The 10907-nt window shown below is 59.0% G+C and carries 12 protein-coding genes; 4 read left to right on the top strand and 8 right to left on the bottom strand.

The features are described from left to right. Both CBW42_RS14145 and CBW42_RS14140 read left to right on the top strand, forming a co-directional pair. The coding region (locus CBW42_RS14145) for a homocysteine S-methyltransferase family protein (protein ID WP_087022786.1) at positions 1-2110 on the top strand (2110 nt) is incomplete at its 5' end. 294 nt (positions 2111-2404) lie between these two features. Beyond that, a complete protein-coding gene (locus CBW42_RS14140) occupies positions 2405-2998 on the top strand; it encodes an SH3 domain-containing protein (protein WP_087022783.1) in 594 nt (197 codons plus the stop codon). A gap of 93 nt (positions 2999-3091) precedes the next feature. Here the strand turns inward: CBW42_RS14140 and CBW42_RS14135 are convergent, their stop codons facing one another. Genes CBW42_RS14135 through CBW42_RS14535 form a run of 3 tightly spaced genes read right to left on the bottom strand, consistent with a single transcriptional unit; the run spans position 3092 to position 4531 of the window. Further along, complete coding sequence (locus CBW42_RS14135) at positions 3092-3436, bottom strand: cupin domain-containing protein (protein ID WP_087021264.1); 345 nt, start codon at positions 3434-3436, stop codon at positions 3092-3094. 7 nt (positions 3437-3443) lie between these two features. Next, entirely contained in the window at positions 3444-3806 is a 363-nt protein-coding gene (locus CBW42_RS14130) for a Smr/MutS family protein (protein ID WP_087021266.1), read from the bottom strand. A gap of 17 nt (positions 3807-3823) precedes the next feature. Then, entirely contained in the window at positions 3824-4531 is a 708-nt protein-coding gene (locus tag CBW42_RS14535; RefSeq protein ID WP_165761147.1) for a gamma-glutamyl-gamma-aminobutyrate hydrolase family protein, read from the bottom strand. Between the two features lie 153 nt (positions 4532-4684). Here CBW42_RS14535 and CBW42_RS14530 point away from each other — a divergent pair, with 153 nt between their 5' ends. Beyond that, positions 4685-5653, top strand: coding sequence for a Na/Pi cotransporter family protein (locus tag CBW42_RS14530; RefSeq protein ID WP_165761200.1), 969 nt, complete (start codon positions 4685-4687; stop codon positions 5651-5653). Positions 5654-5664: 11 nt separating this feature from the next. On the opposite strand, the gene CBW42_RS14120 is transcribed toward CBW42_RS14530, so the two are convergent. Continuing rightward, positions 5665-6984, bottom strand: a complete 1320-nt coding sequence (locus CBW42_RS14120) for a phosphodiester glycosidase family protein (protein ID WP_165761186.1) — start codon at positions 6982-6984, stop codon at positions 5665-5667. 144 nt (positions 6985-7128) lie between these two features. Between CBW42_RS14120 and CBW42_RS14115 the strand changes: the two genes are divergently transcribed. After that, the gene (locus CBW42_RS14115) at positions 7129-7965 is read left to right on the top strand and encodes a DNA-3-methyladenine glycosylase family protein (protein WP_087022249.1); all 837 of its coding nucleotides are present in this window, start codon (positions 7129-7131) and stop codon (positions 7963-7965) included. A 70-nt stretch (positions 7966-8035) separates the two neighbouring features. On the opposite strand, the gene CBW42_RS14110 is transcribed toward CBW42_RS14115, so the two are convergent. The 4 genes from CBW42_RS14110 to CBW42_RS14095 are packed head-to-tail and all read right to left on the bottom strand — an operon-like array spanning position 8036 to position 10783. Next, positions 8036-8434 (bottom strand): secondary thiamine-phosphate synthase enzyme YjbQ, encoded by a 399-nt coding sequence (locus tag CBW42_RS14110; RefSeq protein WP_087022247.1) that lies wholly within the window; start codon positions 8432-8434, stop codon positions 8036-8038. Next, positions 8431-9015 (bottom strand): HD domain-containing protein, encoded by a 585-nt coding sequence (locus tag CBW42_RS14105; RefSeq protein WP_087022256.1) that lies wholly within the window; start codon positions 9013-9015, stop codon positions 8431-8433. The genes CBW42_RS14110 and CBW42_RS14105 overlap by 4 nt, the downstream gene beginning before the upstream one ends. 2 nt (positions 9016-9017) lie before the next feature. Continuing rightward, positions 9018-10556, bottom strand: coding sequence for an HD domain-containing protein (locus CBW42_RS14100; RefSeq protein ID WP_087022780.1), 1539 nt, complete (start codon positions 10554-10556; stop codon positions 9018-9020). A gap of 2 nt (positions 10557-10558) precedes the next feature. Continuing rightward, positions 10559-10783: a DUF896 domain-containing protein gene (locus CBW42_RS14095; protein WP_087022241.1), complete on the bottom strand. Its 225-nt coding sequence runs from the start codon at positions 10781-10783 to the stop codon at positions 10559-10561. Between the last annotated feature and the right edge of the window lie 124 nt (positions 10784-10907).

The raw sequence follows: 10907 nt of genomic DNA, 5'->3' as shown, positions 1-10907 counted from the left end.
TGCCAACGCGCGTGCCTCCGGCGCGAAATATGTCGCGCTGGACATCGGCCCCATCGGTGAGCTGCTTGCCCCGACCGGTACGCTGAACTTCGACGACGCCTATGCGATCTTCGCCCGGCAGGTGCGCTGTGGTGCAGCCTGCGGCGTGGATGCGATTTATATTGAAACCATGACCGACCTGCTGGAAACAAAGGCCGCCGTGCTCGCCGCGCGTGAAATCTGCGATCTGCCGGTGTTCACAACGATGACATTTGAGGCCTCCGGGCGCACCTTCCTCGGCGTGCCGCCGGAGGCAGCTGCGCTGACGCTCCAGGGACTCGGTGTAAGCGCGATCGGCATCAACTGTTCTCTCGGCCCGAAGGAAATTCTTCCGATTGCCGAACGGCTCGCCGCGGTCGCGTCCGTCCCGCTGATTATCAAGCCGAATGCAGGACTGCCCGACGCTGCGTCCGGCACTCTGTCGTACGACATCACACCGGAACAGTTTGCACAGTATGTTCCAAAATATCTTGCCCTCGGCTTCACCATTTTCGGCGGCTGCTGCGGCACCACGCCGGACTATATCCGCCGCATTCGCGCCGTACTGAACGAGGCGGCATTCCATGCGCCGGAGGCAAAGCATCTCTCCGCGCTGTGCTCCGGCACGCGCTATGTCCCGGTAGATGGCGTATGTGTCATCGGTGAGCGCATCAATCCGACCGGCAAAAAGCGCTTTAAGCAGGCGCTCCAGGAACACGACATCGACTATATCGTGGAGCAGGGCATTGAACAGGCGGACGCGGGCGCGCATGTGCTCGATGTCAATGTCGGCCTGCCCGGCATCGACGAGCGCGAGATGATGCTCGAGGTCATCGAAGAGCTGCAAAGCTGTATTGACCTTCCGCTCCAGCTCGATTCCAACAATCCGGAGGTTCTGGAGCCTGCCCTGCGCCGTTATAACGGCACGCCCATGATTAACTCGGTCAACGGCGAGGATGCAAGCCTGAATGCCATCCTGCCGCTTGTCGCAAAATACGGTACAATGGTTGTCGGCCTGACGCTGGATGAAAATGGCATTCCGCCCACGGCAGAAGGCCGCGTTGCCATTGCGCGCAAAATTGTCGCGCGCGCGGCGGAATATGGCATCGGGCCGGAGCGCATTGCCATCGACTGCCTGACGCTGACCGTTTCCGCAGAGCCTGCCGGCGCGATGAACACGCTGTCTGCCCTGCGCACCGTCAAGCAGGAGCTGGGGGTCAAAACCTGCCTCGGCGTGTCCAATATTTCGTTCGGCCTGCCGCAGCGCGTCAAGGTCAATTCGCATTTTCTCGCCATCGCGCTGGAAAACGGTCTTGACTTCCCGATCATCAATCCGAACATCCCGGAGATGATGGAGGCGGTCGATGTGCACAATCTGCTGCACCAGCGCGACCCGGGCAGCGTACACTATATTGAAACCTACAGCGCCCCCGCGGAAGTGCCCGCGGCGCCCAAGGCCGCCGCTTCCAATGCGCCCGACGTACAGACCGCCATCCTCAAGGGGCTCGGCGACGACTGCGCCGCCGCAACACGCACGCTGCTGGAAACCAACGACCCTCTCGACGTCGTCGCAAAGTACCTGATTCCTGCGCTCGACACCGTCGGCGACCTGTTTGAACAGAACAAGCTGTTCCTGCCGCAGCTCATCCGCTCCGCCGAATGTGCAAAGGCCGGCTTCGAGGTCGTGCGCCAGCACATGGCACAGCAGGGCGGCGAAACGCCGAAAGCGGACAAGGTTATCCTTGCGACCGTCAAGGGCGATATCCACGACATCGGCAAAAACATCGTCAAGGTCGTCATGGAGAACTACGGTTACCAGATTCTCGACCTCGGCCGCGATGTGCCGCCGGAGACTGTGGTGGACTGTGCGCTGGAGCAGGATGTCCGTCTGGTCGGTCTGAGTGCGCTGATGACCACAACGCTCGGCGCGATGTCGGACACGATTTCGCTGCTGCGCGACCGCGGCTATACCGGTAAAATTATGGTCGGCGGTGCCGTGCTGACCCCCGACTATGCCGCCTCTATCGGCGCGGATTTTTACTGCCGCGATGCAAAAGCATCCGTCGATGCGGCCCGCACCGTGTTCGGCTGACCGCCGTGCCATCCGGCTAAAATTACAAAACAGTTACAGCTCCCCGCACGCTTTGGTTACAATTCCGGGCGCGCAGGGGGCTGTTATTTTTTCGGCAAAATCGCCGGTTTTTTCGCCAAATGTGCCAATTTATTGTGTTTTTTCTTGTGCAAGGTCTCTGAAATTCTCGAAAATCTCCAATTTTGGTTTGACAAATCCGCCTCTGTCCTGTAAGATAGGTTACAGTTCAGTTACATCACCGTAACAAATTGATACCGAGTGTTCACCACATCCCCGATTGAAAAGGAGTTACATATGTTTCAGAAATTAAAGAAATGCATCATGGTTGCCGTCACCGGCATCGTGCTCACGGCCAGCGTCACCGCAGGCGCTCTGGCTGCTAACGTTACCGCAACGACCAGCGTCAATGTGCGCGCAGGTGCGGGCAACGGCTATAAAGTCGTCACCGTCCTCAAGAAGGGACAGGTCGTCGCCAAGACCGGCTCTTCCGGCAACTGGACCAAGGTCACCGCAAACGGCAAGACCGGTTATGTCTACAATAAGTACCTGACCAGCGGCGGCAGCACCACCACCAACGCTTCCAAGAAGCCGAGCGCTTCGACCTCGAGCACCGGCAGCAAAACCTACATGGGCAACTACAAGCTGACGTTCTACGCAGGCGATTCCACCACAGCTTCCGGCAGAACCCCGCGCGTCAACCACACCATTGCGGCTGACACCTCCATCCTCCCGATGTACTCCAAGGTTTACATTGAAGGCTGGGGCACCTACACGGTCGAGGATCGCGGCGGCGCCATCAAGGGCAAGCGCATCGACATCTTCGTTGCCAACAACAAAATCGCCAACCAGTACGGCATCAAGTATGCAGATGTATATCTTGTAAAATAATCACAGAAACAGCAAACCGGTTCGGACATGTCCGAGCCGGTTTTTTCATGCGCGAAAAAGCGGCGCGGGAATGCTCCCGCGCCGCCGCGCAGTTTACTCTGTGACAATCGCCAGAAAGACTGCGTTTTTGTCCGAACAGTTCTTTGTGTAATGCGAATCACCGCCGCCGCAGATCCAGGCGTCACCCGGATACACGGTGTGCTCGGCACCGCCGTCCGCAATGACCAGCTCGCCCTCCAGCAGCCAGCAGAACTCCGCATCCGGCATATGCGCATGCTCGCCGATGGTGCATCCCGGCTCCAGCGTCAGCACGGCGCACATCTTAAACTTGCCGAAGGAATCCCCCGGCGCAAGCAGCGTCTTGCGGATGACAGTTCCCTCACCGCCGCGCAGATGCTCGATGATGTCTGTCTTCTGTTCCTTTGCCCGATTCAACATGTTTTCTTCATCCTTTCCTGTCTCTCAGCACGACGACTGTAATGCCGTTGTTGTGCCGGTCAATGTCGCGGTCCCTGCGAAAAGCAGGGCAGATTTGCAGCAGCCTGCGTGTATCTTCCTCAAATATCGTCAGCTTCTCTCCGGGAACGAAAAACCGAATCTGTCCCCGGCGCTGTAGGACCGGCAGCTCCCGGCGCACAGCCACGCGGATCTTTCCGCCATTGCCGGTTGAGCCGAAGCCATGGATGATTTTGAGCACCCATACGCCCTGCCTCCGGGCAAGCCGTACCTCCAGTTGCAGCCGCGCGAGCGCCTGCTGGACGGTTGGCATGCCGTCCTCCAGATTGATCTGACGAATTTGCTGTTCCATGTTGTTCTATGTTCCTTTCATCCTGTACCGTCCTGCGGAATGCACGCCAGAAAGTCCGCAAACAGCGGCCCCATTTCCGCATCGGTATCACGGCACAGACCATCGACCATGCGCTCCGGGTGCCACTGTACCGCCCGCACCGGGAGCGTATCGTGCGCGACCGCCTCAATCACGCCGTCCGCATCGCTGACCGCCGAGACATGCAGCCCCGCACCGAGCGTGCGGATCGCCTGATGATGATAGCTGTTGACCGGCACGGTCTCACCGAGCAGCGGGCGCAGCCAGCCATCCTCTGATGTGATGACGGTATGGATTGTATTTTCATGCACATAGGCGGTGGCGAGGTGCTGAAACAGTGTCCCGCCGAAAAAGACATCGATGACCTGAAGCCCGCGGCAGATGCCGAACACCGGCTTTTTGCGCGCACAGAACTGCCGCAGCAGCTCCCATTCGCGCTCATCGCGCCTCTGGTCTACACTCGCGTCCTTGCCCGTCATATGCCTCCCATAATACGACGGATGGATGTCCCCACCGCCGGACAGCAGCAGCGCATCCGCACGGTCTGCCAGCGTTTCCACGCTGCCAAAGCCGCCGTCCAGCAGCATAATGCCGCCAAAGCGCGCGAGTGAACGCGCATACAGCTCACTCTGCGCGACCTGTCGGCTCCGCCTGCCGGAGATTGTACCGGATGATACCAGTATAACAGTATTTGCCGTATTTTTCACCTCCTGCATCATAAATATTTCAAAGATGCGGAAGGCAACACTGTTCCCGATGCAACAGCGCTGCCTTACTCTATCCATAAGCATGCCATGGATTGTCCGCGAGCACGCGCGAATCCGGTTGGCAGTGTAAAATTTTTCCAGGAGGTGGGAAAGATGGAACGGTTTCATCTGCTGGCGCTCGCCGGGGCGGTCGCCGTCTTCCTGTTTGGTATGGAGCTGCTGTGCACAGGGCTGGGCGCGCTGTCGCGCGACCGCCTGCGGCATTGCCTCATGCAGGCAGCGCCCTCGGTTTGGCACGCCACGGCTCTCGGCGCAGCGGTCACCGCACTGGTGCAGAGTTCTTCCGCCGTGACGGTTGTCCTCGTCGGGCTCGCCGCGGGTGGGGCGCTGACGCCGGAGCAGGCCGCCGGCCTGATTGCGGGTGCCAACATCGGCACCTGTACCACCGCATTTTTCATCCACATCGGGCTGCATGCCGGATGGATGGGCGTATTCCACGGCATCGAGCCGCTGCTTGCGCTCGCTGTGCTGCTCCCCGTCCTGCTGCGCAGGCATTGTCCTCCGATTCTGTCCATCGGCGCAGGACTGGCTGCACTCCTGACCGGCATGGCGCACATGCAGGATGCGCTCGCACCGCTCTCCGATTCCCCGCTGTTTGCGCGTCTGCTCGCGCAGTGCGCTTCCCCGCTGTCGGGGCTTCTCGCGGGCACAATCATCACAGCCATCCTGCAAAGCTCGTCCGCCTGTATCGCGCTGCTGCAAACCATCTCCTCCTCCGGCATGCTCTCGCTCGGCAGCGTTGTGCCGGTCATTCTGGGACAGAACATCGGCACCTGCGTCACCGCTCTGCTCGCCAGCCTGCGCGCCGGACGCGCCGCCCGACAGACCGCCCTGCTGCACCTGCTGTTCAATGTCATCGGCGCAGCAGCCGTATTCCCTCTGCTGCTCATCATCCGGCAGATATGCCCTGCATGGCTGAGCATCCCCGCCGACAGCGCGGCAATTGCATGGGTACATCTCGCGTGCAACCTCGCCGCCGCAGGCATCTTCCTGCCGCTGCGTCGCGTCATCCTCGCGCACATGACACAAAACAGCCCCCCGCAAACGCGAGAGGCTGCCTGATCGCCCGATGTTCAATTTGCGTCAACAATCCATGCATTCGGAATGTGTCGCCCCTTGTCCGGCGTAACCGCCGAAGAACGCGTGATGTTGCGCCCGCGGTAATACATGACAGCGGACGAACCGCCGTCCAGATTGCACGCCTGATACGCGCCGTACTGATACAGAATATCGGTCAGATCGCCCAGTGTAATGCCGATGGAATATCCCGGCTGCCGCCCGTCGATCACGGTCAGCAGCATCTGACCGTCCTTCGTCTGCCCGATGACCGAGCGCGGCTGCAAGCCCCAGCCGGAAGAACCGCTGATGAGTTGTTTCCCGTTGACGATCAGTGCCGGACTGAACTGCATGGCATCACGCGTGCCGCGTGGCAACGTACTGGAAATATTCAACCGATTGCCGCTGTCCATGCCGATGACCTTCATCTTTGTATCCAGCGTGTCAATCACCGTGCGCCCGCCGGAAACAACCATGCCAAACACATCGCCGCCGTTGCCTGTACCTTCCGGGTCAGAAAAACCGCTCGCATTGATGCCGAGCACGGCATTGGTGCTGCGACAGATCTGCTTCAGATAGCTGCCCGAGCTGCCCAGCGTATCCGACACAGCAAGCCGTACCTGCCCGGGATTTTTGACAATCGCCATGCGGCCGGAATAGCCGTCGCCCTTCAGTCCGACAATCACAATGCCGTTGCGCGTATCAATGGCACACACCGGGTCGCCATATATTGTCTGAATCCCGGTCTCCTCTTCATCATAATCCGCCTGGTCGATCATCAGATAGCCGTCTTCATCCAGCACATCGCTCTTCTTATGTGCTGCCATATATGCCCAGAACGACTTCTGGTCAATTTCCGCATATGCCTCAGAGAACTGCTCGCGGATATCATCCCAGGTATCGACCGCTTCTTCGCCCGTGTCATCGAATGAGGTGTCCGTTCCGGTGTCCCAGCTGCTGTTATACTCTTCCTGCCGGAGTTCAATCGTCATGCGTCCGCTCATAACATCRTCAATGACCGACTGCGGCAGGAACATCGTCGCCAGCCACTGGTGGTTCATCGTGCCCATTGCAGTCTCGATATAAATCGTGCGCCACTTCTCGATCAACGGGATATGTGAGAATACAAGCACGCAGTACAGCGCGGCGAGTCCCGCAAGGGTTATTGCCGTCCCGCGCAGGATGTGGCGTTTGTTCCGCGCTTTCCGCCTGCCTCGGCGCAGCTTTTTCTGTTTTTTCGGCGCAGAGATCCGCCGTTTTTTTGTTGCGGGCGCGCCTGCCGTCTTTTCTTCCAGACACACCCAGCCGGAATCATTCCGGTTTTGCTCCCCGTTCACTGGTTCACCCCTCGCATACTGTTGGTGTCTTATTATAGCACAGTTTTCCGCCATATCCTACGGCAAACTACACAAACCCATGTGTTTTTCTTGTGTCCGCGCCCAAATCTATGCTATACTTGGCACAAAACAGGAGGTTCCATCATGCAGATCACCGAACACGAAACCTACATCGAAATCCGCAGTGACAGCCGGTTTTCCGCGCGGCAGACGTTTACCTGCGGGCAGTGCTTCCGCTGGCAGGAGCAGGCAGACGGCAGTTGGCGCGGCGTGGTACGCGGCAGGGCAGCCCGTGTCTGGGATGACGGCGGCGCGCTGTGCATCACCGGCACGCGCGCGCAGTTTGACGCACTGTGGCGCGGCTATTTCGACTGCGATACGGATTATGCATCCATCTGCCAGTCATTTGCGGTAGACGAATTTACGGCAGCAGCGGCGGAATTCGGCGCAGGGATCCGCATCCTGAACCAGGAGCCATGGGAGGCGCTGTGCACATTCCTGATCTCACAGTGCAATAACATTCCGCGCATCGCGGCGATCGTCCAGCGGCTGTGCACGGGCTGGGGCCAGCCGATTTCGTTCGAGGGGCAGACGCTGCATGCGTTTCCGACTCCGGACGCGCTGGCAGACCTGTCACCGGATGACCTTGCGCCGCTGCGCGCAGGCTACCGTGCCCCATATCTGATTGCCGCCGCGCAGGCGATCGAATCCGGTGCACTTTCCTTCGACACGCTGCGCGGTCTGCCGACGGAAGATGCCCGCCGGTACATCATGCAGCTGCGCGGGGTGGGACGAAAGGTTGCAGACTGCTTCCTGCTGTTCGGCCTGCACAGGCTGGACGCATTTCCGGTGGATACCTGGATGAAAAAAGCCGCCGCATCTTACAGCGGCGACATGAAGCAATTCATCGACAGCCCGTTCGCGGGCGTGTACCAGCAGTATTTTTTCTATTATGTCCGGGAGCATCAGCTTGGGAAATAACGCTCTCCTATCCGGTGAGACAACATAAGGCAGCAGCGAGTTCGCTGCTGCCGTTTTCGTCTTAATCTGTTTATCCCTCGATGACCTTTACGTAATAATTTCTGGTGCGCGGTCCGTCGAACTCACAAAAATAGATGCCCTGCCAAATACCGAGCAGCATATTGCCGTCCTCGAACGGGATGGTCTTGGACACGCCCATCGCAGAGCATTTGAGGTGTGCCGCGGAATTGCCCTCCGCATGGCGGAACTCCGGGCGATCCGGATATGCCCTGTCCAGTCCGAGCAGCATGTCGCGCACAACATCCGGGTCGGCATTTTCGTTGATTGTGATGCCTGCCGTTGTGTGCGCGCACCAGACGACGACAACACCGCTTTTTGCGCCGCTCTCGCGGATGGTCTCACGCACGCTCTGCGTGATGTTCAAAAAGCCCTCTCGCGGGGTTTTCAGGGTAAATTTCTTCGCTTTCATGACTCTTCCTCCTCCGGATTGCGGTTCTCGCACAGATAGGTTGCCTCGAGATCGGACAGGTGCAGCTTGACCGCAAGCGGATAGTTCTCATACGCATGCGCGATGGCAAATGAACCGGATTTCGCCGCGTCGTCAAAGCCTCCCATGTGCCAGCGGATCGCAACTGCCTCTTCATTTTTCAGGCGCATAAAACGCTCAATCAGAAACACGGATTTTTCACCGTGTCCATACGGAAATTTGTCGTTGATCGTATAATACGGCACCTTTTCCCATACTCCCGCATCATTTTTTCGGTTGCGGAACGAGACCTCATAAAACCCTGCCTTGCAGATGTCGTGCAGCAGCGTGCAGATCGCAGCGCTCTCCGGGTCGTCCTCCCCTTCGACAAAGTGCTTCTTCATCATGATGCGGTAGACATTCAGGCTGTGCTCCACCAATCCGCCCTCGTAGGCGGCATGGAAACGCGTGGATGCGGGCGCGGTGAAAAAGTCCGTGCTCAGCAGCCATTCAAGCAGGCGGTCTGCGCCGCGCCGCGTGATATTTGCCTTGTACTGGTCAATAAAAATCTGTCTGTAATCCAAGCTCATATTGCCACCTCATATCCGGCCGCTGCCAGAACCTCGCGGATCTGCTCCAGCGGCAAATGCCGGCCGTATACGACAATGCGTCCGCTGTCCAGCGTGATATCCGTCCGTGTAATATCGGGAATGCCTGCCAGCAGCTGCCGAACCTGCCTGACACAGCAGCGCGCACTCATGCCGTTGACGGTCAGCTCGACATAGCTCTCCTGTGCCCGCAGTCCATCATAAACCGCATGCAGCCGTTCACGTGTGTTGCATGACGGGTCATCCAGCACGCGATTGAGCATAGCGGACAGGTAATACCCCACCGCGCGCCCGCGGGCACCCCATGCAATCAGGTCGTTCCCGTTCACCGCAAGATCGCGGCGCGTCAGGCAGCTGTCCTCTGTGAGCACCTGCTCTAACAACCGTTCTGTTTCCAGCAGTTCCGTCAGATTCTGCGGCGTCGTTCCCTGTCCGATGCCATCCGCCTTTTTGATGGCGAGCAGCGCGCGGAAGGTCTCTTCTCCGTGCACTGCCAGCTTGCGCCGCACATGGCGCGTGTTGCTTCCAAGCGGCGTGTCATGATGCCGCACCAGATACAACAGCTGCCGTTCCATCTGTACCGGCAGACGCAGGCGCTGCACCATCTGTTCCGCCAACTCGCGCGAGCGGGCGGGATGTCCGTAAAAATGCCCGACGCCGCGCTCATCGCGGCTGAATGTGTCCGGCTTGCCGACGTCATGCAGCAGCGCTGCCAGACGCAGCAGCGGGTCAGGGCGGATGCCCTCCACCGCGCGCACGGAATGCTCCCACACCGTATATTTATGATATGCATTGTGTTGGTCAAACCCGATCATCGGCTGAATTTCCGGCAAAATCTGCGCGATAATGTCAGAAAATTCCATCAGCACTGCGCCGACATGCGCGCCGCACAGCAATTGCAGCAGCTCGGCGGTGATGCGCTCGGCGGAGACCTGTGCCAGCCGTTCCCGGTTGCGGTGCAGCGCCGCAGCTGTAACCGGCTCGACGACAAACCCCCGCTGAGCCGCAAACCGCAGCGCGCGCAGGATGCGCAGCGCATCCTCTTTCAGGCGCGTGTCCGGATCGCCAACACAGCGGATACACCGACGCTGCAAATCCGCCTGTCCGCCGAACGGGTCACACAGGCCGCGCACCGGACTCCACGCCATCGCATTGATGGTAAAATCCCGCCGCGCAAGATCCCGTTCAATGTCATCCACAAACGACACACTGTCCGGACGCCTGCCGTCGGAATACGCGCCCTCCGTGCGGAAGGTCGTGATCTCGACCGGCATGCCGTCCAAAAGGACGGTCACAGTGCCATGCTTGAGCCCTGTTTCAATCACCGTCTGGTCTGCAAACAGCTGCTCCACCTGCTCCGGCCGCGCCGCCGTGCACACATCATAATCGTGCGGCTGCTTTCCCGCCAGCTGGTCGCGCACGGCGCCGCCGACCACATACGACGGATATCCCGCCGCTTCCAGCCTGTCCAGCGCCATGCGGATCGATGCAGGCAGGTCAAATTCCACCTGTTCCATCGTCAATGCCGCAGCCCGTTGTACGGCTTTTTCTGCTTCAGCTTCCGCTTGTTGCCATTTTCGTCTACAATAACGGTGTTGTCCAGCTGCGCCTTGAGATTGGCACGGTATTCTGCAATATATTCGTCCCGCAGCTGCTTCTGCTCCGCTTTTTCCTCCGGGGTCAGGCCCTCTGCCTTGGATTTTCTGGCGAGCGCATTGATGCGGCTGATTTTCTGCTGATCCATACGTGGATTCCCTCCGATTTTTGTTTCTGTTTCGGTTTTATTATATCGCTGTCTCTTATACACATCTAGATGTGTATAAGAGACAGCAGGGCAGCCTTGCAGACGGTGTAATGCATGCCGTTCG

It is taken from the genome of Butyricicoccus porcorum (assembly GCF_002157465.1).
Lineage (GTDB): Bacteria > Bacillota > Clostridia > Oscillospirales > Butyricicoccaceae > Butyricicoccus_A > Butyricicoccus_A porcorum.
Note: the sequence above shows the minus strand (reverse complement) of the source record. Positions and strands in the feature narration are given on the sequence as shown.

What these genes read in the sequence shown, in the direction of transcription:
- CBW42_RS14140 (WP_087022783.1), top strand. Translation starts at nt 2,405, where the DNA reads ATGTTTCAGAAATTAAAGAAATGCATCATGGTTGCCGTCACCGGCATC.
- CBW42_RS14135 (WP_087021264.1), bottom strand. Translation starts at nt 3,436, where the DNA reads ATGTTGAATCGGGCAAAGGAACAGAAGACAGACATCATCGAGCATCTG.
- CBW42_RS14130 (WP_087021266.1), bottom strand. Translation starts at nt 3,806, where the DNA reads ATGGAACAGCAAATTCGTCAGATCAATCTGGAGGACGGCATGCCAACC.
- CBW42_RS14530 (WP_165761200.1), top strand. Translation starts at nt 4,685, where the DNA reads ATGGAACGGTTTCATCTGCTGGCGCTCGCCGGGGCGGTCGCCGTCTTC.
- CBW42_RS14115 (WP_087022249.1), top strand. Translation starts at nt 7,129, where the DNA reads ATGCAGATCACCGAACACGAAACCTACATCGAAATCCGCAGTGACAGC.
- CBW42_RS14110 (WP_087022247.1), bottom strand. Translation starts at nt 8,434, where the DNA reads ATGAAAGCGAAGAAATTTACCCTGAAAACCCCGCGAGAGGGCTTTTTG.
- CBW42_RS14100 (WP_087022780.1), bottom strand. Translation starts at nt 10,556, where the DNA reads ATGGAACAGGTGGAATTTGACCTGCCTGCATCGATCCGCATGGCGCTG.
- CBW42_RS14095 (WP_087022241.1), bottom strand. Translation starts at nt 10,783, where the DNA reads ATGGATCAGCAGAAAATCAGCCGCATCAATGCGCTCGCCAGAAAATCC.